Raw genomic sequence first — 25,046 nt, 5'->3', positions numbered from 1 at the left:
GAGCGTCTACCGGACTTCACGCTCCGGGTTCAGAGGGTGGCATTGTTCAGCGCGAACGGCGGACGCATCGTGCCGGCGGTGAGGCCCTCCGCGGGGTCGTTGCCCAGCTGGATGATCCGGTTGCCCTGGTCCACGTGGACCACCCGGGGCTCGTAAGCCTTCGCTTCCTCGGTGGTCATCTGGGCGTAGGTAATCAGGATGACAATGTCGTTCTCGTGCATGAGGTGCGCCGCTGCACCGTTGATGCCGATCACGCCGGAGCCACGTTCACCGGCGATGGTGTACGTCTCCAGCCGTGCCCCGTTGGTGACGTCCACGATGGACACCAGCTCGCCGGGAAGGATGTCCGCAGCCTCGAGCAGGTCAAGGTCAACGGTGACCGAACCGACGTAGTGCAGGTCGGCGTGCGTGACGGTGGCCCGGTGGATTTTGGACTTGAACATTGTTCGATTCATAACGGATCCAGTCTAGACCTGTGCTCCGTTGCCCGCAGTGACGCAGGAAACACATTGGTCACGGACGACGGCGGCCGGTCACCCGGCGTCCGTCCCCGCCACGGCTGCGGCGGCTGCGGCGAGCGTCTCGCGGGCCGCGAGGATTGCCGGGCGCTGGACGCTGGAGCGGCGGACCGAGGTGAAGATGGTGCGGTGCGGCGTGCCGGGAAGCTCCAGGAGCTGCGCTGTGGTGCCGCGGCCGGTCCACACCAGGTCCGGCATCAGCGCCACCGCGTTGCCGGACTCGATCAGGCGGGCCTGGGCCTGCAGGTCAGCGGTTTCAAAACGGACATCGGGCTCGAACCCGGCACTGCGGCAGGCCTGCTCCGCCCAGTGCCGGGACGCGGCACCCCGCGGTTCCATGACCCAGGCAAGGTCCGCAGTGTCCGCCAGTGACCGGATGGCCGGGCCGTCGTCGGACGCCGGGGGAACCGCAAGCCGGATGGCGTCGGTGGTCAGCTTTACCCGGTCCAGCTCGGGGTAGCGCGGGGCGGCGTGGCCCGGGTACTGCTCCGCGATCACCAGGTCGAAGTCCCGCGCCCACGTCTCGTGCAGTGCCGTTTCGGGCTCCCGCTGGATCATCTCGATCCGCACCTCGGGGTAGGCGGCGGCCATGCGCGTCAGGGTGTCCGGCATCAGCGCCAGCGCGGCCGATTGGAAGACCGCAATCCGCACCGTGCCGGTCACCGTGGTCAGGGATGCGGCTAGGTCCGCCTCGGCTTGTTCCATGGTTTCGAGCAGTTGCGCGGTGTGCGCCACGAGTACCTCGGCCTGGGGCGTGAGCTGTACCCGGCGGCCGGTTTTGCGGAGCAATTCGACGCCGACTTCCTTCTCCAGGAGCGCGAGCTGCTGCGAGACGGACGACGGGCTGTACTGGAGCGCCTCCGCCACCTCCGCGAGCGTTCCACGGATGCTCAATTCACGCAGGAGCCGCAGCCGGCGGACGTCAAGCATAGCGGATTCCTAACTGAAACTAACGAATATTGGTTAGAAGGATTCACTTTATCTAATGCAAGCGCCCACGCATACTGTTGGAACCGAGTTACCCCCGTCACAGCCATCCCCTGGCGTGCCGCGGCGGGGTCGCACCCCACAGCAGGAGTTCCTGATGAGTAGAGACATGACCCAGTCGATCATGCGGCGCAAGCCCATCGACGACATCGAAGAAGAAAGCAAACACAGCGGCCTTTTCAAGTCCCTCGGGCTGTGGCAGCTCACCGCCATCGGTGTTGGCGGCATTATCGGCGTCGGCATCTTCTCCCTCGCGGGACTGGTGGCGGCCGGCAGCGACGGAACTCCCGGGGTGGGGCCCGCGGTGCTGATCTCGTTCCTGATCGCAGGCCTCGCCTCAGCGGCCGCCGCCCTCTCCTACGCGGAATTCGCGGGCATGATCCCGCGTGCCGGTTCCGCCTACACCTATGGCTACGTAGCGCTCGGCGAGGTGATCGGCTGGTTCATCGGCTGGGACCTGCTGCTGGAATACATTGCCATCGTCGCCGTGGTGGCCATCGGCATCTCCGGCTACCTTGACGCCTTCCTCGCCGGCATCGGCATCCACCTGCCGGCCGCGGTCACCTCCACCTTTGACGAAGGCAAGGGCGGCATCGTCAACATTCCCGCCATCCTGGTCTGCCTCCTGGTCACCTGGATCCTCTCCCGCGGCACCAAGGCGTTCGGCCGGTTTGAACTCGTGGCGGTGGGCATCAAGGTGGTCCTGATCCTCTTCATCATCGGGCTGGGCGTCTTCTACATCGACACCAATAACTACAACCCGTTCATGCCCAGCGGCTTCGGCCCCGTGGTTGCCGGCTCCGCCACCGTCTTCTTCGCTGTATTCGGCTACGACGCCATGAGCACCGCGGCCGAGGAAGCCAAGGACGGCAAAAAGCACATGCCCAAGGCCATCGTGCTCTCGCTCATCATTGCCATGCTGCTGTACGTTGCCGCCACGCTTGTCCTCACCGGCATGCAGAACTACAAGGACATCGACCCCAAGGCGGGCTTCGCCTCCGCGTTCACGTCCGTGGGGCTGCCGGTTATTGCCACCATCATTTCGGTGTTCGCCGTGCTGTCCATCCTCACCGTGATGCTCACCTTCCTCCTGGGCGTGACCCGCGTGTGGTTCTCCATGAGCCGCGACGGCCTGCTGCCGGGCTGGTTCGCCAAGACGGACCGCAACGGTACCCCCCAGCGCGTCACCTGGATCGGCGGCATCGCGTCCGCCTTCCTGGCCGGCGTCTTCCCCATTAAGGCGGTCGCGGACCTGACCAATATCGGCATCCTGGCCGCGTTCGTCGTCGTCTGCCTGTCCGTGATCATCTTCCGTTACAAGCGGCCGGACGCGCCCCGTACTTTCCGCCTGCCCCTGATGCCCGTGATCCCGGCCTTCGGCGTGCTCGCCTCGGCCTTCCTGATGCTGCAGCTGCACTGGGAAACCTGGCTGCGGTTTGTGGTGTGGCTCATCATCGGCCTGGTGATCTACTTCGGCTACGGACGCAAGCACTCGCTGATGAACCCCAACAGCCCGCGCCACCAGGAGCTCGCGGACACGCACCGCCCCCTGTCCTGACCCCTTCCCGACGCCCGCTCACATCCGACCGTAATTCCTGAAACGCCCGCTCACATCTGGCGGCGGTTCCTGAAACGCCCGCTCACATCTTGCAAGAACAGGGGACCCTCCTGCGCATCACGTGCAGGAGGGTTTCGCTGTTTAGTCGCAGAATGTGAGCGGGCGTTTGGAATTTATTCGCAGGATCTGAGCGGGGGTTGGGGGTTTGACTGTCGAAGGTGAGCGGGGGTTGCGAAAGGGGCTAAAAGATTGGTTTTCCTAACCTGTATTGGTTGGAAAAGATCGCTTTATCTTATGTGATTCGAAGCTCATACTGGTGGAAAGACCTCCTCCCAACCCCAGGAAAGAACGGGAAAACCATGACCCACGTTGCAATGGAACCTGCAGCCCCCGTCGCTGCCACGGCGCAGACGGTCGACGTCGACGTCCCCCAGGCGAAGGCACTCGCCGACGAAGCGGTCGCCTTGGTCCGCCGCTGGCTCACCGAGGCGTCGAAGGTTCCGGTCGACGCCTCCGCCCAACAGCTCGCCGGCGTGCTGAAAGACCCCAACGGCCTGGAGTTCACCGTTGGATTCGTGGACGGCGTGGTCCGCCCCGAGGACCTGAACGTAGCCGCCCGCAACCTGGCCGCACTGGCCCCCAAGGTTCCGGCCTTCCTGCCCTGGTACATGCGCCGCGCCGTGGCTCTCGGCGGGACCATGGCCCCCGTCCTGCCCCAGGTGGTCATCCCCGTGGCCCGCAAGGTCCTGCGCGAAATGGTGGGCCACCTGATCGTTGACGCCACCGATGCCAAGCTGGGACCGGCCATCGCAAAGATCAAGAAGGACGGCATCAAGCTCAACGTCAACCTGCTCGGCGAGGCGGTCCTCGGCGAGCACGAGGCCTCCCGCCGGCTGGAGGGCACGCACACCCTGCTGGCCCGCCCCGACGTCGACTACGTTTCCATCAAGGTCTCCTCCACCGTGGCCCCGCACTCGGCCTGGGCCTTCGAGGAAGCCGTGGAGCACGTCGTCGACAAGCTCACCCCGCTGTTCCGGCGCGCTGCCTCCTTCGCGGGCCCTGGCAGGAAGGCCAAGTTCATCAACCTGGACATGGAGGAGTACAAGGACCTGGATATGACCATCGCGGTCTTCACCAGGATCCTGGACAATCCGGAGTTCAAGGACCTCGAAGCCGGCATCGTGCTCCAGGCCTACCTCCCGGACGCACTGTCCGCCATGATCCGGCTGCAGGACTGGGCCGCCGCGCGCCGCGCCAACGGCGGGGCCGGCATCAAGGTCCGCGTGGTCAAGGGCGCCAACCTCCCCATGGAGCAGGTGGAATCCTCGCTGCACGACTGGCCGCTGGCCACCTGGGGCTCCAAGCAGGACTCCGACACCAGCTACAAGCGGGTCATCAACTATGCGCTGCACCCGGACCGGATCAAGAACATCCGGATCGGCGTGGCCGGCCACAACCTCTTCGATATCGCCTTCGCCTGGCTGCTGGCCAAGCAGCGCGGCATCGCGGATGCCGCAGAACAGGGTATCGAATTCGAGATGCTGCTGGGCATGGCACAGGGCCAGGCCGAAGCCGTCAAGAAGGATGTCGGCTCCCTGCTGCTCTACACCCCGGTGGTGCACCCGGCCGAGTTCGACGTCGCCATCGCTTACCTGATCCGCCGCCTCGAAGAGGGCGCCAGCCAGGAAAACTTCATGTCCGCAGTGTTCGAGCTCAGTGAGAACGAGGGACTGTTCGAGCGGGAAAAGCAGCGGTTCCTGTCCTCGCTGGACGCCCTGGACAACACCGTTCCGCTGCCCAACCGCAGGCAGGACCGGAACCAGGCCCCGGAGGCCCTGCCGCACACCGGATTCCGGAACACCCCCGATACCGACCCCGCGCTGCCGGCCAACCGCACCTGGGGCCGGGCCATCCTGGAACGCGTCCCGTCCTCCACCCTGGGCAACGCCGCTGTTGAGGCCGCCTTCATCAACGGCGAAGCCGCGCTCAACACCGCCATCGAAACCGCCGTGGAAAAGGGCAAAGCCTGGGGCAAGCTTTCCGGCAACGAGCGCGCCGAGATCCTGCACCGCGCCGGCGACATCCTCGAGGCCCGCCGCGCCGATCTCCTCGAGGTGATGGCCAGCGAGACCGGGAAGACGATCGACCAGGGCGATCCCGAGGTCAGCGAGGCCATCGACTTCGCGCACTACTACGCCGAGTCCGCACGCAAGCTGGACACGGTCGACGGCGCCACGTTCGTCCCAGCCAAGCTCACCGTCGTCACACCGCCATGGAACTTCCCGGTCGCCATCCCCGCAGGCTCCACGCTTGCGGCACTCGCCGCCGGGTCCGCCGTCGTGATCAAGCCCGCCAAGCAGGCCGCCCGCAGCGGTGCCGTGATGGTCGAAGCCCTGTGGGAAGCCGGCGTCCCCAAGGACGTCCTGATCATGGTGCAGCTGGGGGAGCGGGAGCTCGGCCGCCAGCTGATCAGCCACCCGGCCGTGGACCGCGTGATCCTCACCGGCGGCTACGAGACCGCCGAACTGTTCCGCTCCTTCCGCAAGGACCTGCCGCTGCTGGCCGAAACCAGCGGCAAGAACGCCATCATCGTCACCCCCAGCGCCGACCTGGACCTGGCAGCCAAGGACGTGGCCTACTCCGCATTCGGCCACGCCGGCCAGAAGTGCTCCGCGGCCTCGCTGGTGATCCTGGTGGGCTCCGTGGCCACGTCCAAGCGGTTCCACAACCAGCTGATCGACGCCGTCACCTCACTCAAGGTGGGCTACCCTCAGGATCCCACCAGCCAGATGGGCCCCATCATCGAGCCCGCCAACGGCAAGCTCCTCAACGCGCTCACCACGCTTGGCGAGGGCGAAAGCTGGGCCGTGGAACCGAAGAAGCTGGATGGCACCGGGCGGCTGTGGAGCCCCGGCGTGCGGTACGGCGTCAAGCGCGGCTCCTACTTCCACCTGACCGAGTTCTTCGGCCCGGTCCTGGGTGTGATGACCGCTGCGACGCTGGAAGAAGCCATCGCCATCCAGAACCAGATCGAGTACGGACTCACGGCGGGCCTGCACTCGCTCAACACGGAGGAACTCGGCATCTGGCTGGACACCATCCAGGCCGGCAACCTCTATGTGAACCGCGGCATCACCGGCGCCATCGTGCAGCGCCAGCCCTTCGGCGGTTGGAAGAAGTCAGCCGTCGGAGCCGGCACCAAGGCGGGCGGCCCGAATTACCTGGCGGGCCTGGGCGACTGGGTTCCTGCCACCAGCACCGCCACTGCCCCGGTGACTCACGGGGGTGTCCGCCGGGTCCTGGACGCAGCCGCACCGGTTCTTGGCGCCGCAGCGCTGGAATCGGTCCAGCGGGCACTGGCGTCCGACGCCGAGGCCTGGGCCGGGGAGTTCGGCACCGCCAAGGACGTTTCGGGCTTGAGCGCGGAACGCAACGTCTTCCGCTACCGGAACCTCCCCGTCACGATCCGCCTGTCCGAAGGTGCTCCGCTGTCGCACCTCGTACGGACCGTGGCGGCCGGCGTGCTGGCGGGCTCCGCGCTCACCGTTTCCACCGCCGTCGAACTTCCGGCCCAGCTGCGTGCCGTGCTCACCGCACAGGATATTGAAGTGACGGTGGAGTCCGACGCCGGCTGGCTGGCTTCGGCAGGACGCCTCGCCTCCGCGGGCAAGCTGTCCGGCGGCCGCATCCGCCTGATCGGCGGCGATGCATCCGCCCTTGCCGAGGCGACCGGCGGACGGCCCGACCTTGCGGTGTACGCCCATTCGGTCACGGAGGCCGGGCGGGTGGAGCTGCTGCCGTTCCTGCACGAGCAGGCCGTCAGCATCACCGCCCACCGGTTCGGAACCCCGAACCACCTCTCCGACGCACTGATCTGAGCCATTGAGGCTCTGATCCCTGGAAACCCGCGCGCCGCAGCCAGGCGCAAGGAAAGGCCGGGCAGCCACTGAACGGTGGCTGCCCGGCCTTGTCTCTAATGCAGTGTGTCTGGCCGGTTTCTTTAGCCCAAGTACCAGCCGGGCGGCGTCCAGGTCACTGGGACGTTGTGGGCCGAGAATTCCTCGCAGTGGGTGCAGGTGTAGGCCACTTCGCCCAGTGCGGCCACGCTGCCGTCGCGACGGTACGTGGGGGGAATATAGGACTCAAGGTAGACGAATTCGTCGGTCCGGCACTTGTCGCAGGTGGGTTTGCCGACGTATCCGGTATCAACCGAAGCCCGTCCGCTGCCGAGGGTGCTCTGGCGGGTGGAAGGCCGTGCCTCGGCGTACGGGCGTGCGTGCGCGGAGTTGAGATGGGTGTTCCTGGCTGTCGTCATTGGCTGCCTGTCCCAAACGCGGCCGGCATGCGGACGCGCGTCTGTGTTAGTGAACGCGGCCTGCTGCTTGACCTTGGTAATAGAGCATAGGGGATGGCACCTCCCCTATCAATGGACACGGTCCCCCTAATCCCGCCAAATGCTGGAATTCGGGCTGCCACGGGGTTAAGTTTGGCGGTTAATGGTCCGGCCAACGATCGATTGGGTGAGGGCGTCAATTACCTCTGAGTTTGCCAGCGGATTGCGGATCAAGGTGAAGTCCACATCTCCCACCGCGGGCAGGTCGAAGCGCCGGGTGATGATCTTCAGGTCATCCGGGACCAGTGACGTGGGCATGACGGCAACGCCGATGCCCGCCCGGACGGCCGCGAGCACCCCGCTGATCTGGCGGGTGGTGCAGGTGATCCGCCAAGTCCGGCCGTGGGCTTCCAAGGCATCGATGGCAAGTTTCCGGCTGAGGCTGGGGGACGGGTAGGCGATCAACGGCACGGGCGTTCCGGGTTCCAGTGACGTTTGTTCAAGGCCCACCCACGAGAACGAATCATGCTGGACCACCGTGCCGTCCTTCGCCCCGGCCACCCACTTTACGAAAACCAGGTCCAGTTGGCCGGCGTTGAGTTTTCGGTAGAGCTGGTCACTTTGGCCCACCGTGAGTTCCAGGTTGATCTGCGGATAGATCTGCCGGAATTCGCGCAGGATCCGCGGCAGCCCGGTGATGGCGAGATCATCCGCCGTGCCGAACCGCAGCCGCCCGCGCATTGCGGACCCGGAAAAGTAGCGTGCGGCTGCATCGTGGGCCGCGAGGATATTCCGGGCAAATCCGGCCATGGCGTCGCCGTTGTCGGTGAGCCGCACGTCCCTGGTGTCCCTGGCGATCAAGCTGCGCTTGGCGGCCGTTTCAAGCTTGCGGATGTGCTGGCTGATGGTGGGCTGCGCCAGCCCCAGGCGTTCGGCGGCCTTGGTGAAGCTCAGGGTATCGGCCACCGCAAGGAAGGATCGCAGTTGGGCTGGTTCAAACATCTCGGGACTCCCGCGGCATTCACAGTCGGCGTGTATTGCGTTTTGCAATACGAGTTATAGGGACCATACCGCTCCATAATTGGCTCCGCCAGCCTAGCGTTAAAGACATCCCAGACCGCCCGCAATTTTGAGGACACACCTGTGGCACCCCCACCGCCTTCGTCGGCCTCCGTCACCCAGCCAGTTATCGACGCGGCGGGCTCAGCGCCGCCGGATAACCAGACCCAGCCGCTCGCCGTCGTCCCTGAAAAGCTGCCTTGGCGGCACACCTTCATCTCGCTGAAAGTGCCCAACTTCCGGATCTTCGCCATGGGCCACTTCATCGCCGTCATCGCCATCTGGATGCAGCGCATCGCCCAGGACTGGCTGGTGCTGCAGCTCTCGGGATCCGTGACGGCCGTGGGGTTCACGGTGGCCCTGCAGTTCATGCCGTCCCTGGTGCTTGGCCCCTGGGGCGGGATGATCGCGGACAGGTTCGCCAAACGGAAGATCCTGATCCTGTGCCAGAGCGTGGCCGCCGTCCTTGCGGCGGCGCTGGCCGTCCTGGCCCTGACCGGCGTGATCATGGTGTGGCACGTCTACGTCATCGCGTTTGTCCTGGGCCTGGTGACCGTCCTTGACCAGCCCGCCCGCCAGGTGTTCGTCAACGAGCTCGTGGGCCCCAAGTACTTGCGGAACGCCATCAGCGTCAACTCCACCACCTTCCAGCTGGGCGGCCTGATCGGGCCGGCCATCGCGGGGCTGCTCCTGACGGCGGTGGGGGCCGGCTGGGCGTTCGCGGCGAACGCGCTGGCCTGCTGCTCCACGGTGACCATGCTCCTGCTCCTGCGCAAGGACCAGCTTTTCGTCAGCGCCCCGACGCCCAAAAGCAAGGGCATGCTCCGGGAGGGGCTGCGCTACGCCCTGAGCAAGCCCACCATTTACTGGCCATGGCTCATGGCCGGGTTCATCGCGGTGTTCGCCATGAGCCTGCCGGTGCTGCTTGCCGCGTTCGCGGACCACGTCTACCAGGTGGGGGCCGGCGGGTATGGCCTCCTCAACGCCCTGGTGGCACTCGGGGCACTGTTCGGCGCCGTGGCGTCCACCCGGCGTCGGCAGCTGCGCCTGCGGTCCGTGGTGTTCTGCGCCGGGATGTACGGACTGATGCTCTGCCTGGCTGCCCTTGCCCCGTCCATGGTGTGGTTCGGGGCGGTCATGGTCCTGTCAGGGTTCTGGTGCCTGATGTTCCTCACCGGGTCCAACCAACTGGTGCAGGTCAGTTCCAACATGGCCATCCGCGGCCGGGTCATGAGCCTGTACATCATGGTGCTGATCGGCGGCCAGGCGCTGGGCGGGCCCATGCTGGGCTGGATCGCCGAGCATGTGAACCCGCACGCCGCGCTGCTGGTGTCCGGTGGCGTACCCGCGCTGGCCGCGTTGTCGGTGGGGTCCGTGCTGGCCCGCAAGGGCGGCCTGCAGCTCCGGATGGACCTGAAGGGGCGCCACCCGTTGCGGATCGTCAGCCGGCACGCCGGCGCCTAAAACCCCGGCGCCCCAAAAACCCGGCGCCTAATAGGGGCCGCAGGCGCTACTGGGGCAACCGGGGTCGGCGCCGTGCCCGGTTGCCCTTCGGGGGGAGCTGCCTAGAGGGCTGCCAGCTGCAACGCCGGGTGCGGGTACTCCGCGGCGCGTTCCTGGAATTGCAGCACAGCCTCGTTTCGAATGACGCCGTCGCGGATCTCGATGGCCCGCGCTATTGTGTCGTTCGCGTCCCACGCTGCCGGTCCGCCCATGACTGTTTCGAGGAACGGTTGAAGCGCCTGGCTGATCTCCCAGCTTGAGGAGTTCCAGAGGTAGGACGGGCTGTGGTCCACCGCGTAGTAGTTGATGTGGTCGCCGACCGTGATCATCGGAGCCGCAAACGTGGTGGACTTGGCCCAGCTGAAGCCCATGCCATCATCGCAGGAAACATCAACGATAAGGCTGCCGGGGCTGAATGCTGCCAGGTCCTCGGTCCGCAGGTACGTGAGCGGGTTGTTCGGGTCCTGCAGCGTGCAGTTGACCACGATGTCGCTCTCGGCGAGGAACGGTGCCAGCGGAACCCTGCCCCGTTCGGTGATGACCTGGCTCAGGAAGGGAGCCTCGTCGTCGTGGTCGAACTGCACGATGTTCACTGAATGGATGGGGGCGCCCACCGCTGCTACGCCGCGGTTGGTCAGCACCTGGACATCGTGGATGCCGTGCGCGTTCAGCGCCGTCACCGCCCCGCGCGCCGTGGCGCCGAAGCCAATCACGACGGCGCTTAGCCGGCGCCCGTAGTCCCCGGTGGAACCCGTCAGCGCAAGGGCGTGCAGGACCGAGCAGTAGCCGGCCAGCTCATTGTTCTTGTGGAACACGTGCAGGCCGAACCCGCCGTCGCTGGCCCAGTGGTTCATCGCCTCAAACGCGATGAGGGTCAGTTTCTTGTCAATCGCCAGCTGGGTGATGGCCCGGTCCTGGACGCAGTGCGGCCATCCCCAGAGGACCTGCCCGTCCCGCATCTCCGCCAGGTCTTCCGGCTGCGGTTTGGGCAGGAGGACGACGTCGGCCGCGGCCAGCAGTTCTTCCCGGGCCGCCATGCGTCCCACCAGCGTGGAAAGGTGGCTGTCCGGGACGCCGAAGCGCTCGCCGTAGCCCTGCTCCAGGATGATGCGCTGCCGCAGTGCGGGGGCGATCCGTTCGAGGTGCAGGGGGTGGATGGGTACGCGGCGCTCGTCCGGTTTTCGCGTGGAGGCCAGGACGCCCAGGCTCAGCCGGGGTTCGTGGCCGCTCACTTCTTTTTTGCGGCCTTGGTGGACGTGATGTCCAGGGAGCTGGCCGGCGCTGCGGCGGCCTTCTTGTCTGCGCGCTTTTCCTTGATGGACTTGCCGGACTTTTTTGATGCCGATTGACGCGGGGACTTGTCAGCCATGATTGCTCCTGTAGCGGAACCGAAAGGGTTCCTGACTACCGACCCTACACCCCTGCACCTAATGGGCACCGGGGTGGCTGCAACATGCGGGGAGGGAGGTTTCAGAGCGGCTGACGGGAATCGAACCCGCGTATCAAGCTTGGGAAGCTAGCGCTCTACCATTGAGCTACAGCCGCAGTGCCCCCCATTCGCGCGGGGCAGAACTTAGCTTAGCGCAGATCGAGGGGCTCCCCGCCAACCCGGCAAGCGGGGCGTTGCGTGTCCTCCAACCCTGCGGCGTCATCCAGTAACTCTTCAATAACGTCGGCCCTGCCGGCTAGGTCCGGCGGACGGGCGCTGGCTAACCTGATCCGGGTAGCGGCCACGTTGGGGGAGGCAACTACTGCGGCAGCCGACGTCAACCACAGGAAATATCTTCATGGCAAGCGCAGAAAACGAGGTCCTCATTGAGCGTGACGCCATGGCCGTCTACCAGTACCTCCTTGACGCCACCAACCTCCCCTCCTGGCGGCACGACGTCCGCAGTGTCAAGCTCGTGCAGGGTCCGGCCGACAGCAAGGGCGCCGTTTACCGCAAGATGGTGGCCGGCCGCTCCGGGCTAAGCATTCCGGCGGAGCTGGAAATCACCAATATCCGGCCCGGGGCTGAAATCGAATTCCACATCGTTTCCGGGCCCGCCACCCGTTGGGGCGGGTACTACCTCAGCACCGAAGGCTCCGGCACCCGCGTCAGGTTCGCCGTGGAGGCCAAACGCGAAGGCCGGTTCAGCATCTTCAACCGGTTGGGGCTCCTGGACGGGATGCTGCAGCGCCGCGTCAGCTCCGACGTCGGCCAGCTCGATCGGCTGAAGGACGTCCTGGAACTCCAGCCCGCCCTCTGAACCCTGCGGAGCCGGCGGCCCCACCTCCCGGGACTACTGCGCCAGCCGCTGGCCGGTCCAGGGCCCGGCAAGGTTCGACGGCGACGCGAGGCTTCCGGAGCCCAGGTCCCAGTACTGCACGGTGTCGTTTGCCCGGCGGAGTGCCACCCCCCGGGAGTTCAGCGCGGTGACGTTGCGCAGCGCGCGGATCCCGGTGACGTCCGTCCATCCCGTGGCTACGGTGGGACGTGCCTCAGCGCGAAGCGTGGTGGTACCCCACCCGCGGTACAGCGTGGCACTGCCGTCGGCCTTGAGCGCCAGGATGTCCTGGAAGCCGTCACCGTCGAAGTCCACCATGGCCAGCCGGGAGGCGGTGATGCCGGTGGCAATGGTGACGCGGTCGGCAATGTCGCCGGTGCCCTTGTTCGGGTAGAGGAACAGGTTTCCGGAGCCGTCGAGGGCGAGGATCTGGGGCATCCTGTTGTTGGCGCACCAGCCTCCCACCGCCAGGGTCAAGGTGTTCCAGCCGCCGGTGCCGAGCGTGATGGGCGCCTGGAAGCCGCCGGTGGCGATACCCCGGTAGAGGGCCAGGTTGCCCGTGGTCCACTGGACCAGGACGTCGTAGGTGCCGTCGCGGTCCCAGTCCGTCACGAAGACTTCCTTGGCGCCGGCGAACCCTGAGCCGATCACTTTCGCTGCGGCGTAGGTACGGGGGCCGGTGGCTGCCCTGTTCAACAGTTGCCCCGCGGAGTCGACCGACACGAGGTCAGCCGGGCCGGTGATGGCGGCGGCGGAAAGGTTCAGGGTGGGCGGCATGTGCCGTACCGGGGCATCGCAGAGGCTTGGCGGGGGTGCCGGGAAGGGCCCGCCGGAGCCGGCGCCGCCCGGGGAATCGAGGGTGCCGGCGGGCAGCGTGGTGTACCCGAAGAAGTTCACCACTCCCCAGATCTGGTAGGTGGAGTTGGTGTAGGAGATGCCGGCTCCCATGACGTTGAACCTGGGATCCAGGAGCATGGCGTTGTGCCCGGGGGAGCCCTTCCACCATTCCACAAGCTGGGCGGCGTCGCGGTCCGTGCGGATGGCGATGATCTCACCGGCCCCGTTGTTGGGGCTCATCGCGCGGGGGTCTGTCCAGAAGGAGGCCCGGTGTTCCACCACCTCCCGGGTGGCGATGTTGTCCGACCATTCCTGGGACAGGCCGGCCACGGTGGGGTGGTATTTCACCTTGTTCAGGCCGTTGGCCACCCGGTACTCATTGATCTTGGTGAAGACCGTGAGGATGGCGGCGGCGTTGCTGTCCGGGACCAGCGCCTCGGTGGAGGGCAGCGCGGTGGCCGATTCGGGTGCGGCCAGCTGGGCCTGGGCGGCGAGTTCGTGGTCGGGCGCCCAGAGCGGAGGGATGGACGGCACGTCGGATGTCGTCGCTGCGGAGGTGGCGGCGGGCAGCGCTCCGGTGGACGGCGTGGTGGACGGCGTGGACGGGGAGGATGCCGCAGCCGTTGATGACGTGGCGGGCGCGGACGCAGCGGCGGGCGGGGTGGAGGCGGGCAGCGGTGAAGCGGCCCGGATGTCCGGGTCCACGGCCGGCGTGAGGTTTCCGACGCCTGTGTTCGCCGCAGCGGACCGGCCGGCGTCGCGCACCAAGGGAGCCGCGAGGGTGATGCTCGCCGTGCCCGAAGCCTGGCCAAACGGCGGCGCAGGAGGAGCAGTGGCGGACGATGAGACCAGCGCCAACGCGCAGAGCACGCCAATAAAAGACGGTGCCACCAATTTATTCACAACATCCCCAGCTCTGTCATGCCTACCCGGGAGACCATTCCGGCGGCTTTCATTCGCAACATTAGCCCCACGGGGCCACAGCAACAACGGGAAAGTGCGGGTGTGGATAACCGATACGGTAATTTGGGAGCCGTGCTGATCTCTGACCGCGACATTCGTGCCGAAATTGATTCCCAGCGGATCGTGCTGGAACCTTACGACCCCGCGATGGTCCAGCCATCGTCCGTGGATGTGCGGATCGACAAATTCTTCAGGTTGTTCGACAACCACAAGTACGCGCACATCGACCCAGCGCTGGAGCAGCCCGAACTGACGCGGCTGGTGGAAGTGGAGCAGGACGAAGCGTTCATCCTCCACCCTGGGGAGTTCGTCCTGGGGTCCACGTACGAAACCGTCACCCTGCCCGATGACATCGCCGCCCGCCTGGAAGGCAAGTCATCCTTGGGCCGGCTTGGCCTCCTGACACACTCCACTGCAGGCTTCATCGATCCTGGTTTCTCCGGGCACGTCACGCTGGAGCTGTCCAACATGGCCACCCTGCCGATTAAGCTCTGGCCCGGCATGAAGATCGGCCAGCTCTGCTTTTTCCGGCTCAGCTCCGCCGCGGAGTTCCCCTACGGCCAGGGGGAGTACGGCAACCGGTACCAGGGCCAGCGCGGTCCCACGGCCAGCCGCAGCCACCTGAACTTCCACCGCACCAGCATCTAGCTCCGGCAGCGCTGGATCCGGCGGCGCGGCAGCCCTAAACCCGCGGCGCGATCACGGGCCGCCGGATGGCAGCCTTTGCGAAGGGTTCCACGTAGCGCGCCGCCAACGGGCCCAGCACCGCCATGAGCAGCACATAGGCCGTGGCCAGCGCCGCCAGCTGGTGCGGAACCGCCCCGGACGCGACCGCCAGCCCCGCGATCACGATGGAGAATTCGCCGCGTGCGATGAGCGCGGCGCCGGCGCGGAAGCGGCCCGGCCGGGCGATTCCGGCGCGTTTCGCCGCCCAGATACCGGTCAGCATCTTGGTGCCCGCCGTGACCGCCGCCAACACCAGGGCCCAGCCCAAAACCGGGGGGATGGACGTGGGATCCGTGTTCAGCCCGAACGCCACGAAGAAGATAGCGGCGAAAAGGTCGCGCAGCGGCTCGAGGATGCGGGTGGCGCTGTGTGCCGTGGCGCCGGAGATGGCGATGCCCAGCATGAAGGCGCCCACCGCAGCGGACACCTGCATGGCCGACGCCGCGCCGGCCACCAGCAACGCGGCACCCAGGACGTTGAGCAGGAAGACCTCGGAGTTCTCGCTGTGGACGGCTTTGGAGACGTGGTGCCCGTGCCGCAGCGCCACCATCAGGACCAGGCTCACCACCGCCAGGGCGATTCCCACCGTGGTGAGGCCGCCCAGGAAACTCACACCTGCGAGCGTGGCAGTGAGGATGGGCAGGTACACGGCCATGGCGAGGTCCTCGAAGACCAGGATGGACAGCACTACCGGTGTTTCACGGTTTCCCAGCCGGCCCAGGTCCGTAATGACCTTGGCAGCAATGCCGGACGACGAAATATACGTGACCCCGCCCATGACCATGGCACCGACGCCGCCCCAGCCCAGGACCAGCGCCAGGCCTGCGCCGGGAATAAAGTTCAGGACCAGGTCCAGGACGCCGGCCTGCCACGAACGGCGCAGCCCGGTGAAAAGCTCGGCAGCCGTATATTCCAATCCGAGCATAAGGAGGAGGAGGATGACGCCAATTTCGCCGGAAAGGTGCGCAAACTCGTGCATTCCCTCCAGCTTGACGATGCCGCCTGCCCCGAACGCGAGTCCGCCCAGCAGGTAGAACGGGATGGGGGACATTCCAATCCGGCCGGCCAGCCTGGCCAGCAGGCCGAGGCAGAACACAACGGCCCCCAGCTCAATGAGGGTCTGGGCCAACGGGTCCATTCGGCTTAGCCGTGGCGCAGGATATTGGCCGCCGAGTCCAGGCCTTCCTGGGTGCCCACCGCCACCAGCAGGTCGCCAGGGTGGAGGACGACGTCGGGCCCGGGCGAGGGCAGCACCTCTCCTTCGCGCATGATGGCCACAATGGAGACGCCGCACCTGGTACGGATGCAGGCCTTGCCCATGGGCTGGTTCTGGAACGGGGAGTCAGCGGCGATGGAGAACTGGCGGGTAACGATGCCCGGGACGTCCTTGTGTTCCTCGGCGAGCTTCATGGCCAGGTGGGTGCCGCCCAGGAGGTTGCCCAACGTGGCGGCTTCGTCGCTGGTGAGCGGAATCGACGCCTGGCAGGTATCAGGATCGTCCCAGGTGGAGACGATGAGTTCGGTCTGGCCTTCCCGCAGCTCCACGACGCCAATGCGGCGCCCCGAGGCGGTCATGAAATCCCTCCGGCGGCCCAGGCCGGGCAGGTTGGTCTCGTCCACGTTCATGGTTCCAGCCTAGTCTGCCTGGCAACACCGGGCCCGGGCCCTGGCCGGGTGCCTGAGGGAGGGTCAGGCAGTGGGGACCACGGCGATGGGGGCCTTGTCCGGTGACTTCACCGGCAGCAGGACCAGAAGCCCGGCCAGGAGCACCACCATGATGCCCAGGATGCCCCAGCGCTGGGCCTGCCCGGCTGGCACCAGCGGGGTGGCCACGGTGATGCAGAGGGTGAAGAGTGCGGGGGCCAGGAAGCTGACGGCGCGTCCGGTGGTGGCGTACAGCCCGAAGAGCTCTCCCGATTCCCCATGCGGCGCCAGGCGGGCCAGGTAGGCGCGGGATGAGGACTGGGCCGGGCCGACGAACAGGCAGAGGAACAGTCCGAACACCCAGAACGTGGTGCTCCCCGCCCAATTCATGCCGAAGAAGGAATAGTTTCCGTTGCCCAGCACCAGGATGGCGGTCCCGGCGGCCAGGAGCCCCACCAAGGAACCCGTAATGACGGCCTTGGGGCCCACTTTGTCATCCAGGAAGCCGCCGATCACGGCACCGATGGCCGCCACCACGTTCCCGAAGATCGCGAAGAAGATGACCTGCGACAGAGCGAAGCCGAAGGTCCCGGCCGCGATGATGCCGCCAAAGGTGAAGACGGCGGCCAGCCCATCCCGGAAGACGGCACTGGCCAGCAGGAAGTAAATGGTGTGCGGACTGGTGGCGTAGATGGCCTTGATGCGCCGGAACAGCAGCCCGTAGCTGGCCAGGAAGCCCAGGCGGGCGGTATTGGTGCCGCGGGGCAGTTCGGGAACGGCGAACAACACCGGAAGGGCGAAGACGAAAAACCAGAGCGCGGAGAAGACAGCTACCAACCGGATGTTCAGGCTGTCCGTGGTGGACGCCCCGACCCAGTCGAAAGCCGGTTGGACGAACAGTTGCAGGACGATCAGGAGGGCCACGATTCCGCCGACGTAGCCCGCGCCCCAGCCGAACCCGCTGACCCTCCCGATGTTCTGCGGCGTGGAAACCTGGGCCAGCATGGCGTTGTAGTTCACGCCGGCGAACTCGAAGAACACATTGCCCAGCGCAATCAGGCAGGCGCCGGGAAGCAGGAATTCCGGGTGCGGAAACACGAAGAAGCACAGGGCGGTAAGGATGGCGACGGCGGCCGAGTTCACTCCCAGCCACAGCTTGCGGCGGCCGCCCGCGTCCGAGCGCTGGCCGGTGACCGGAGCCAGGAGCGCGATGGCCAATCCGGCAACAGCCAGGGCGGAGCCCAGGACCGCGGAAGCACTGTCCTCCCCGCCGAAGGCGTTGGACGTCAGGTAGACGGTGAAGACGAACGTGGTCATGACCGCGTTGAAGGCCGCCGAACCCCAGTCCCAGGAGGCCCACGCCAGGATGCGGCGCTTGGTGGAAGTCCGGGTTCCGGACTCAAGTTCCGAGGCAGGCCGCATTGCCCCCTGAGCGCTGGCGCTGTTCATACGTTGAATCGTATCCGCCCGTGGCGAACACCCGGCGGAGCACAGCCCTGTGACGTGGGGGAATTCGCCGCCCGGCCCACCCCGCACAAGAAAAGGTGGTGCCGGGGCCTTGGTAAACTGGAGCCTCCCGGATCTAACTTTCTTGCCGCCTGCTCCAACTTTTGACAATCGAATCCCTGACGTTGCGGAGATACCAGTGATAACAGTCCTTGCCGTGCACTTTTCGGTGGCTGTCCTGGCGCCTTTCCTCTTCAGGGCCTGGGGCCGGAATGCGTTCTACGCGCTGGCGGCCGTCCCGGCTGTTTCCTTCGCCTGGTTGGCCTTCCAGCACGACGCCGTCTATTCCGGGTCCGGCGCAGTATCCGAAGTCTTTGAATGGATTCCCGGCCTCCACCTTGAGTTTGCGTTCCGGATGGACGCGCTGGCTTGGGTGATGTCCCTGCTGGTGCTGGGTGTCGGTGCGCTGGTGCTGCTTTATTGCGCCCGGTATTTCAAACGGAAAGACCAGGACCTCGGTGCGTTCGGCGCGCAGTTGCTTGCCTTCGCCGGCGCCATGTTCGGCCTGGTGCTGGCCGATGACCTGCTGCTGTTGTTCATCTTCTGGGAACTCACCACCATCCTGTCCTACCTCCTGATCGGGTTCGCCAGGACCCGGCTCGCGGCCCGCCGGTCCGCCCTGCAGGCGCTCATGGTCACCACGGCAGGCGGCCTGGCCATGCTGGTGGGCCTGATCATGCTGGGCTGCACCGCAGGGACCTACCGCATCTCCAGCATCCTTGAGCAAGCGGCCGCGCTGGTCTCCGGACCGTCAGGCGCCACGGTGGGCGCCGCCGTCGTGCTTATTCTGGTGGGTGCCATCACCAAGTCCGCGCTGGTCCCGTTCCATTTCTGGCTCCCGGGTGCCATGGCTGCGCCGACCCCCGTCAGTGCCTACCTGCACGCGGCGGCGATGGTCAAGGCGGGAATCTACCTGGTGGCCCGCCTTGCCCCGGGCTTTGCGGAGACGGCGTACTGGCAGCCCGTGGTCCTGGGCCTGGGCCTGGCCACGATGCTGGTGGGAGGCTACCGGGCGCTCCGGCAGACCGACATCAAGCTGATCCTTGCCTACGGCACCGTCAGCCAGCTGGGCTTCCTCACCATGGTGGTGGGCCTGGGGACACCGGACGCCGCCCTGGCCGGGCTTGCAATGCTGCTGGCCCACGGCCTGTTCAAGGCCACGCTGTTCCTGGTGGTGGGCATCATCGACCACCAGTCCGGGACCCGTGATGTGCGGAAACTCTCCGGCGTCTTCCGGTCCTCGCGGGCCCTGGGCATCGTGGCGGGCATCGGTGCGGCCTCCATGGCCGGGGTGCCGCTGCTGGCCGGGTTTGTGGCCAAGGAATCGGTACTCGAAGCGTTCGTGCACCACGCCACCAGCCCGCATGCCGGTCCGTGGGGCATGGTGGTGCTGGCCGGCCTGGTGGTGGGATCCATCCTGACCTTCGCCTACAGCGCCAGGTTCATGTGGGGTGCCTTCGCGGCGAAGCCCGGCGTGGAGCCCACCCCGTTTCAAGCCATCCGGCCCTCCTTCCTTGCCGCGCCCGCGGTCCTGAGCCTCCTGACCATCGCCTACGGGCTCTGGCCGGTACCGGTTGACGCCTGGATCCAGCCTTACGCGGCGCTGTTCGCCTCCACGGCGCCCGACGCCGGAACGCCGGCTGAGCAGGCCGGCCACCTGGCGCTGTGGCACGGTTTCACCCCGGCACTGGGGCTGACGGCCGTCACGTTCGTGCTGGGCCTGGCGATGTACGTCGGCCGCAACGCCGTGGCCAGGGTGCAGGCACGGGTTCCGGGCTGGGTGGACGGCGACCGGGGCTACCAGCTCACCATCGGCGCCCTGGACGACGCCGCCGTCTGGATCACGGGCCGGACCCAGCGCGGTTCCCTCTACTTCTACCTCGCCGTAATCCTCAGCGTGGCGTTCGTCCTGCCGCTCACCGCCATCCTGTTCAGCGGCAATGCCCTGCCGCAGGACATCTACCTCGTGGACCCGCACTCGCCGCTGCAGCTCGTGGCCGGCGCGGGCATCGTGATTGGCGCCCTTGCCGCCGTCAAGGCCAACAAGCGCTTCCTGGCGGTGCTGATGGTCTCCGTCACCGGGTACGGCATCGCCCTCATGTTCGCCCTGCAGGGCGCCCCCGACCTTGCCCTGACCCAGATGCTGGTGGAAACCATCATCCTGGTGGCGTTCGTCCTGGCCATGCGCAGCCTTCCTCCTGAGCTTCGTGACCGCACCGGCGGAAAGTACCGGGTGCTGCGCGTCATCATCGGGTTGGGCTTCGGCGTGACCATGGTGTTCGCCGCGATCTTCGCCATGGGAGCCAGGACCGCCATCCCGGTGTCCCTGCAGTTCCCGCAGCTCGCCTACGAGGGCGGCGGCGGCCTGAACGTGGTGAACGTGACGCTCGTGGACATCCGGGCGTGGGACACATTCGGCGAGATCAGCGTCCTGGCCCTGGCCGCCACCGGCGTGGCCAGCCTGATCTTCGTCCGCGGCCGCGGAGACCGCCTGCAACGGTCCGCCTCCGTTGCCGAGGGCACCGTGGGGCGGTACCACGGCGTGGACCCCGGGTCCCGCGACGGTGCGGCGCTGGCCATCAGCCGGAAGTTCGCCGCCTCGGCACGGGACGCCTGGATCGTGGCGGGCAGGACCCTCGCCCCGGAACGCCGCTCCATCATCTTCGAGGTGGTCACCCGCCTGATGTTCCACTCGATGATCATCTTCTCGCTCTACCTGCTGCTGGCCGGCCACAACCTGCCCGGCGGCGGTTTCGCCGGCGGCCTGACCGCCGGCCTGGCCCTGACCATCCGCTACCTGGCCGGCGGGCGGTTCGAACTGAGGGAAGCCGCACCGCTGAGCGCCGGTGCGTTGCTGGGCACCGGCCTGGCCCTGGCCGCTGCCTCCGGCGTGACGCCCCTGCTGTTGGGCGGCCAGGTGTTCCAGTCCGCCATCATCGAGGTGTGGCTGCCCGTCTTCGGCGACATCAAGTTCGTCACCTCCACCATCTTCGATATCGGCGTGTACGTGGTGGTGGTGGGCCTGGTGCTCGACGTGCTGCGCAGCCTGGGTGCCGAGATCGATGAACACATGGAAGAACGGTCCGCTGCGGCCGGGCCTGAACCGGCACAGCAGGACCAGGAACCGGACCGTATTCCTGCCGAGACCACCGCAAAGGGCAACGCATGAGCGTCAACCTGACCCTGCTGATCGTCATGGGCGCCCTCTATGCCTGCGGCATCTACCTGATCCTCGAACGCAGCCTCACCCGCGTCCTGCTGGGGCTGATGCTGCTGGCCAACGCCACCAACCTGCTGATCCTCTCCACCGGGGGATACGCCGGCCTGGCTCCGTTCTTCACCAAGGACACCCCCGCCGGTGACTACAACGACCCCCTGCCGCAAGCCTTGATCCTGACCTCGATCGTGATCTCCTTCGCCGTCACGGCGTTCATGCTGGGCATCATCTACCGCACGTGGGTCCTGGCCCGCCAGGACGATATCCAGGACGACGTGGAGGACCTCCGGGTGGCGGAAACACCGAGCTTCGACGCGGAGGACGACGCCGAAATCCCGGCCGAAACATCCGAGTTTCCGCTCGCCACCGTCACGGCGGGAGGCCGGGAAATGCCGGCCGAACAGGCAGCCGCGGAAGAACAGCCCGGCTCGCTCACCATCGAATCCGGCCCGGAAGGCGGCAAAAAGTGAACATCGCCAGCCTGGCCCCGCTCGCCGTCGTCCTTCCCATCCTGGGCGCCGCACTGACCTTCCTCCTGATCCGGCACTCCCGGGCCCAGCGGGCGGTCAGCATCGGACTGTTGTCACTCACCCTGGCCCTCGAATGCCTCCTGTTGGCGTCCGCGTGGAACAGCGGGACCGCCGCGGTGACCATCGGCGGCTGGCTGCCGCCCTGGGGCATCGTGATGGTGGTGGACCAGTTCTCCTCGCTGATGCTGGTGGTCTCCTCGGCAGTGAGCCTCGCCGTGCTGGTGTACGCCACCGGGCAAGGCATGGCCGACGGCGACGAAGACGCACCGGTCTCGATCTTCCACCCCACCTACCTGATCCTGGTGGCGGGGGTGTCCAACGCGTTCCTCTCCGGCGACCTCTTCAACCTCTACGTCGGCTTCGAGATCCTGCTGACCGCAAGCTACGTGCTGATGACCCTGGGCGGCACCGGGCCCCGGATCCGCGCCGGCGTCACCTACGTGGTGGTGTCGGTGGTGTCCTCCGTGCTGTTCCTGATCGCCATCGCCATGGTGTACGGCGCAACCGGCACCGTCAACATGGCTGACCTCGCCCTCAAACTGGGCGACCTGGACCAAGGCACCAGGACCCTGCTGCACGTCATGCTGCTGGTGGCGTTCGGCATCAAGGCCGCCGTCTTCCCGCTGTCCTTCTGGCTCCCCGACTCCTACCCCACGGCGCCGGCACCCGTCACCGCCGTGTTCGCCGGCCTGTTGACCAAGGTGGGCGTGTACGCCATGGTCAGGACCGAGACGCTGTTGTTCCCCGGCGACACCCTGAACACGCCACTGATGGTAGTGGCGCTGCTGACCATGGTGGTGGGCATCCTTGGTGCGCTGGCGCAAAGCGACATCAAACGTCTGCTCTCGTTCACCCTGGTCAGCCACATCGGGTACATGGTGTTCGGGCTGGCCATGTCCTCCGTGGCCGGGCTGGCGGCTGCGGTCTTCTACGTGGCCCACCACATCACCATCCAGACCAGCCTGTTCCTGGTGACCGGCCTGATCGAACGCCGCGGCGGCAGCTCCTCCGTTGACCGGCTGGGCGGCCTGGCCAAGCTCTCGCCCCTGCTGGCAATGCTGTTCTTCATCCCCGGCATGAACCTGGCCGGCATCCCCCCGTTCTCAGGGTTCCTCGGCAAGGTGGGCCTGCTGCAGGCCGGCATTGAGCTGGGGACCCCGCTGGCCTACGCACTGGTGATCGGCGGGGTGCTGACCAGCCTGCTGACGCTGCTGGCCATTGCCCGCGTATGGAACCGGGCGTTCTGGCGGAAGCCGGAGGACGCCGAACATCCGGACCCCGTGCTGCTGGCCGGCCCCTCGGGGCGCGCCGCCGGTCCGGGCGCCAAACTCAACACGGTCACGCTCCTGCCGCGCACCATGGTGGGATCAACCCTTGGCCTGGTGGTGCTCGGCGTCGCGCTCACCGTGTTCGCCGGGCCGCTGTTCGGGCTCTCCGACCAGGCTGCGCGGGACATGCTCGACCGGGCCCCCTACATCCAGTCGGTCCTCGGCAGCAATACCGCCGTTCCGGCCACCGTGACGGGAGGAGGACGATGAGCCGCAAACGGATTTCGCTGCGGCAGGAGCTTCCCCTCCTGGTGTGGCTGGTAATCGTGTGGGGTGCCCTGTGGCAGGACTTCAGCCCCGGGAACCTGCTCTTCGGTGCCCTGCTGGCGGTAGGCGTTGCCAGGCTGTTCTACCTTCCGCCGGTGGAACTCAGCGGCCGGTTCAACATCCTGTACGCCGTGCCCTTCGCCTTTGCCTTCCTGGCGAAAGTGGTGGTCGCCAGCGGCCAGGTCCTGTACCTGGCCACCGTCCGCGGACCCAAGGTGACCAACGCCGTCGTCGCGGTGAAGCTCCGGAGCCACCAGGACCTGATCGTCACCGCCACCGGGCACGTGATCTCCCTGATTCCCGGCTCCCTGGTGGTGGAGGTGGACCGCCCGGCCTCCACCCTGTACCTGCACGCACTCAACATCACCTCCAAGCAGGACATCGAGGGCCTGCGGAACGAGGTCCGGTCCATCGAAGCGGGCCTGATCCGCATCATGGGGTCCGCCGAAGAACTTGAAGCCGTCCGAATGGAGGCGTCCGCATGATGCCCGTTGTCCTGGCGGTCACGGCCGTCATCTTCTCCCTCGCCGCGGGCGGGGCCATCATCAGGATTGCCCGCGGCCCTTCGCTGCTGGACCGGGTGCTTGCGGCCGATGTCCTGCTCGCCATCCTGGGCGGGGCCCTGTGCGTGGACATGGCCGTGAACCGGCACCTGAACAACCTGATGCTGGTGGTGGCCATCTCCATCATTGGGTTCATCGGGTCGGTCACGGTGGCCCGGTTCGTCGCCGACCGGAGGGTGAACCCCCATGAATCCTGACTTTTCCGGCGCGGACGCGTGGATCGACCTTGCCTCCGCGGTGTTCATGGTGGCGGGTGCGCTCCTGTCCCTGGGCGCCGCTATCGGGCTGCTCCGCTTCCCGGACCTGATGAGCCGCATGCACGCCGCCACCAAGCCGCAGGTCCTGGGCCTGTTCCTGCTGCTGGCAGCCATTGGGCTGCAGATGCGCAGCTGGTGGGTTTGGCCGGTCCTGGTGGTGGCCTGGATCTTCCAGCTGCTCACGGTGCCGGTGTCCGCGCACATGGTGGGCCGGGCCGGCTACCGCACCAAGCACCTGCACCGGGAGCTGCTCGCCGCCGATGAGCTTGAGGCCGTAGTGCAAAAAGCCGCCGCCGAGGCTGCCCTGACGGACAACCGCGACGACGGCGAAAACCGCCAGTAGCTAGACGATGTCCTGCGTCTTGGCGAAGCGGGTGATGGCGCGCTGGGTGCCCCGGTTGGCCAGGACCTGGATGATGGCGCTGACGGACGCGGAGATCAGTGCGAAAGTCAAGGCCGACCGCAGGCTGGTGGGCACGTCCTCGCCCTTGCCGCTGGGCGGCTTCTGCCCGGTGGTCTTCTCCCAGATGGTGTTGACGAGCTTGGTGCCGACCAGGCCTGCGCCCAGGCTCACCGCGGTACCGAGCAGCTTGATGAAGAGGTTCATTCCTAGTACTCCTTGCGGGCGGAAAACGGACTGCCTCCAGCCTAGCCGTACACCCGGACCGGTCCGGGCAAGGGCATGGCCGGCATCCTCTCGGGCCCGCTGGCGGCGGTCCGCGGTCACATCCGGTTCAACAGCCGGCATGGCCGCCGCCCAGCCCCCGCCAGGTGTAAACTTGACCACGCCCAAACCGGGCAATATTAACACGCGAACATCAACATTCAAAAACGACAGGGGAGCGCCGCCGTCGGACAACCTGGCCATGCCGGGAACCGCAGGTGGGCGCTGAGAGTGCGGGACAGCCGCAGACCCTCGAACCTGATCCGGTTAGTACCGGCGCAAGGGAGTCGAGTTCTCAAAGTGTCCGGCCGGACCGGCA

General features: G+C 66.7%; 22 protein-coding genes, 1 tRNA gene and 1 riboswitch. Of the genes, 11 read left to right on the top strand and 12 right to left on the bottom strand.

From position 1 onward, the window contains the following. Window positions 1-29 precede the first annotated feature (29 nt). Both panD and DFO47_RS13330 read right to left on the bottom strand, forming a co-directional pair. Window positions 30-455 (bottom strand): aspartate 1-decarboxylase, encoded by a 426-nt coding sequence (gene panD, locus DFO47_RS13335; protein WP_026264347.1) that lies wholly within the window; start codon window positions 453-455, stop codon window positions 30-32. Window positions 456-533: 78 nt separating this feature from the next. Continuing rightward, the gene (locus DFO47_RS13330; RefSeq protein WP_133831928.1) at window positions 534-1,448 is read right to left on the bottom strand and encodes a LysR substrate-binding domain-containing protein; all 915 of its coding nucleotides are present in this window, start codon (window positions 1,446-1,448) and stop codon (window positions 534-536) included. 166 nt (window positions 1,449-1,614) lie between these two features. On the opposite strand from DFO47_RS13330, the gene DFO47_RS13325 reads away from it, so the two are divergent. Together DFO47_RS13325 and DFO47_RS13320 are read left to right on the top strand one after the other, a co-directional pair. Next, the gene (locus DFO47_RS13325; RefSeq protein ID WP_018760708.1) at window positions 1,615-3,063 is read left to right on the top strand and encodes an amino acid permease; all 1,449 of its coding nucleotides are present in this window, start codon (window positions 1,615-1,617) and stop codon (window positions 3,061-3,063) included. 359 nt (window positions 3,064-3,422) lie between these two features. Next, window positions 3,423-6,941, top strand: coding sequence for a bifunctional proline dehydrogenase/L-glutamate gamma-semialdehyde dehydrogenase (locus DFO47_RS13320; RefSeq protein ID WP_133831927.1), 3,519 nt, complete (start codon window positions 3,423-3,425; stop codon window positions 6,939-6,941). A gap of 122 nt (window positions 6,942-7,063) precedes the next feature. On the opposite strand, the gene DFO47_RS13315 is transcribed toward DFO47_RS13320, so the two are convergent. Together DFO47_RS13315 and DFO47_RS13310 are read right to left on the bottom strand one after the other, a co-directional pair. After that, on the bottom strand, window positions 7,064-7,378 hold the full coding sequence (locus tag DFO47_RS13315) for a hypothetical protein (RefSeq protein ID WP_018760710.1): 315 nt from the start codon (window positions 7,376-7,378) through the stop codon (window positions 7,064-7,066). Between the two features lie 165 nt (window positions 7,379-7,543). After that, complete coding sequence (locus DFO47_RS13310; RefSeq protein WP_018760711.1) at window positions 7,544-8,398, bottom strand: LysR substrate-binding domain-containing protein; 855 nt, start codon at window positions 8,396-8,398, stop codon at window positions 7,544-7,546. A gap of 141 nt (window positions 8,399-8,539) precedes the next feature. On the opposite strand from DFO47_RS13310, the gene DFO47_RS13305 reads away from it, so the two are divergent. Beyond that, window positions 8,540-9,919 carry an MFS transporter gene (locus DFO47_RS13305; protein WP_133831926.1) on the top strand — a complete coding sequence of 460 codons (1,380 nt, stop codon included), beginning with the start codon at window positions 8,540-8,542 and terminating at the stop codon, window positions 9,917-9,919. A 101-nt stretch (window positions 9,920-10,020) separates the two neighbouring features. On the opposite strand, the gene DFO47_RS13300 is transcribed toward DFO47_RS13305, so the two are convergent. The 3 genes from DFO47_RS13300 to DFO47_RS13295 form a co-directional block, all read right to left on the bottom strand. Beyond that, complete coding sequence (locus DFO47_RS13300; protein ID WP_133831925.1) at window positions 10,021-11,190, bottom strand: N(5)-(carboxyethyl)ornithine synthase; 1,170 nt, start codon at window positions 11,188-11,190, stop codon at window positions 10,021-10,023. Next, the gene (locus tag DFO47_RS21125; protein ID WP_018760714.1) at window positions 11,187-11,327 is read right to left on the bottom strand and encodes a hypothetical protein; all 141 of its coding nucleotides are present in this window, start codon (window positions 11,325-11,327) and stop codon (window positions 11,187-11,189) included. Before DFO47_RS21125 ends, DFO47_RS13300 begins: the two co-directional genes overlap by 4 nt. A 105-nt stretch (window positions 11,328-11,432) precedes the next feature. After that, window positions 11,433-11,503, bottom strand: a tRNA-Gly gene (locus tag DFO47_RS13295). A 242-nt stretch (window positions 11,504-11,745) separates the two neighbouring features. Here DFO47_RS13295 and DFO47_RS13290 point away from each other — a divergent pair. Then, a complete protein-coding gene (locus tag DFO47_RS13290; RefSeq protein WP_109045501.1) occupies window positions 11,746-12,207 on the top strand; it encodes an SRPBCC family protein in 462 nt (153 codons plus the stop codon). A gap of 33 nt (window positions 12,208-12,240) precedes the next feature. Here the strand turns inward: DFO47_RS13290 and DFO47_RS13285 are convergent, their stop codons facing one another. After that, window positions 12,241-13,953 carry a CAP domain-containing protein gene (locus DFO47_RS13285; protein WP_243835474.1) on the bottom strand — a complete coding sequence of 571 codons (1,713 nt, stop codon included), beginning with the start codon at window positions 13,951-13,953 and terminating at the stop codon, window positions 12,241-12,243. A gap of 144 nt (window positions 13,954-14,097) precedes the next feature. On the opposite strand from DFO47_RS13285, the gene dcd reads away from it, so the two are divergent. Then, entirely contained in the window at window positions 14,098-14,673 is a 576-nt protein-coding gene (gene dcd / locus DFO47_RS13280) for a dCTP deaminase (protein WP_018760717.1), read from the top strand. Window positions 14,674-14,707: 34 nt separating this feature from the next. Here dcd and DFO47_RS13275 read toward each other — a convergent pair whose 3' ends face one another. The 3 genes from DFO47_RS13275 to DFO47_RS13265 all read right to left on the bottom strand — a co-directional run bounded on the left by DFO47_RS13275 (window position 14,708) and on the right by DFO47_RS13265 (window position 17,844). Further along, window positions 14,708-15,889 carry a cation:proton antiporter gene (locus DFO47_RS13275; protein WP_133831924.1) on the bottom strand — a complete coding sequence of 394 codons (1,182 nt, stop codon included), beginning with the start codon at window positions 15,887-15,889 and terminating at the stop codon, window positions 14,708-14,710. Between the two features lie 5 nt (window positions 15,890-15,894). After that, complete coding sequence (locus tag DFO47_RS13270) at window positions 15,895-16,377, bottom strand: cation:proton antiporter regulatory subunit (RefSeq protein WP_018760719.1); 483 nt, start codon at window positions 16,375-16,377, stop codon at window positions 15,895-15,897. Between the two features lie 63 nt (window positions 16,378-16,440). Next, window positions 16,441-17,844 (bottom strand): MFS transporter, encoded by a 1,404-nt coding sequence (locus tag DFO47_RS13265; RefSeq protein ID WP_026264349.1) that lies wholly within the window; start codon window positions 17,842-17,844, stop codon window positions 16,441-16,443. Window positions 17,845-18,040: 196 nt separating this feature from the next. Here DFO47_RS13265 and DFO47_RS13260 point away from each other — a divergent pair, with 196 nt between their 5' ends. From DFO47_RS13260 to mnhG, 6 genes are read left to right on the top strand one after another with little or no spacing between them, the layout of a single operon-like run. Continuing rightward, window positions 18,041-21,070 (top strand): Na+/H+ antiporter subunit A, encoded by a 3,030-nt coding sequence (locus DFO47_RS13260; RefSeq protein WP_133831923.1) that lies wholly within the window; start codon window positions 18,041-18,043, stop codon window positions 21,068-21,070. Then, window positions 21,067-21,588: a Na(+)/H(+) antiporter subunit C gene (locus DFO47_RS13255; RefSeq protein ID WP_133831922.1), complete on the top strand. Its 522-nt coding sequence runs from the start codon at window positions 21,067-21,069 to the stop codon at window positions 21,586-21,588. The genes DFO47_RS13260 and DFO47_RS13255 overlap by 4 nt, the downstream gene beginning before the upstream one ends. Continuing rightward, window positions 21,585-23,186, top strand: a complete 1,602-nt coding sequence (locus tag DFO47_RS13250) for a Na+/H+ antiporter subunit D (RefSeq protein ID WP_018760723.1) — start codon at window positions 21,585-21,587, stop codon at window positions 23,184-23,186. Before DFO47_RS13255 ends, DFO47_RS13250 begins: the two co-directional genes overlap by 4 nt. After that, window positions 23,183-23,728: a Na+/H+ antiporter subunit E gene (locus DFO47_RS13245; protein ID WP_018760724.1), complete on the top strand. Its 546-nt coding sequence runs from the start codon at window positions 23,183-23,185 to the stop codon at window positions 23,726-23,728. Before DFO47_RS13250 ends, DFO47_RS13245 begins: the two co-directional genes overlap by 4 nt. Continuing rightward, window positions 23,725-24,003 (top strand): monovalent cation/H+ antiporter complex subunit F, encoded by a 279-nt coding sequence (locus tag DFO47_RS13240; RefSeq protein ID WP_018760725.1) that lies wholly within the window; start codon window positions 23,725-23,727, stop codon window positions 24,001-24,003. Before DFO47_RS13245 ends, DFO47_RS13240 begins: the two co-directional genes overlap by 4 nt. Continuing rightward, window positions 23,993-24,406, top strand: a complete 414-nt coding sequence (gene mnhG, locus DFO47_RS13235) for a monovalent cation/H(+) antiporter subunit G (RefSeq protein WP_018760726.1) — start codon at window positions 23,993-23,995, stop codon at window positions 24,404-24,406. The genes DFO47_RS13240 and mnhG overlap by 11 nt, the downstream gene beginning before the upstream one ends. Here the strand turns inward: mnhG and DFO47_RS13230 are convergent, their stop codons facing one another. Then, on the bottom strand, window positions 24,407-24,670 hold the full coding sequence (locus DFO47_RS13230; RefSeq protein WP_018760727.1) for a DUF4235 domain-containing protein: 264 nt from the start codon (window positions 24,668-24,670) through the stop codon (window positions 24,407-24,409). 219 nt (window positions 24,671-24,889) lie between these two features. After that, window positions 24,890-25,030, top strand: a riboswitch (TPP riboswitch). Window positions 25,031-25,046: the final 16 nt, after the last annotated feature.

The sequence above is a fragment of the Arthrobacter sp. AG258 genome (assembly GCF_004364695.1).
In the GTDB taxonomy this organism is placed as follows: Bacteria; Actinomycetota; Actinomycetes; order Actinomycetales; family Micrococcaceae; genus Arthrobacter.
This window is presented reverse-complemented; position numbering and strand designations above follow the sequence as displayed.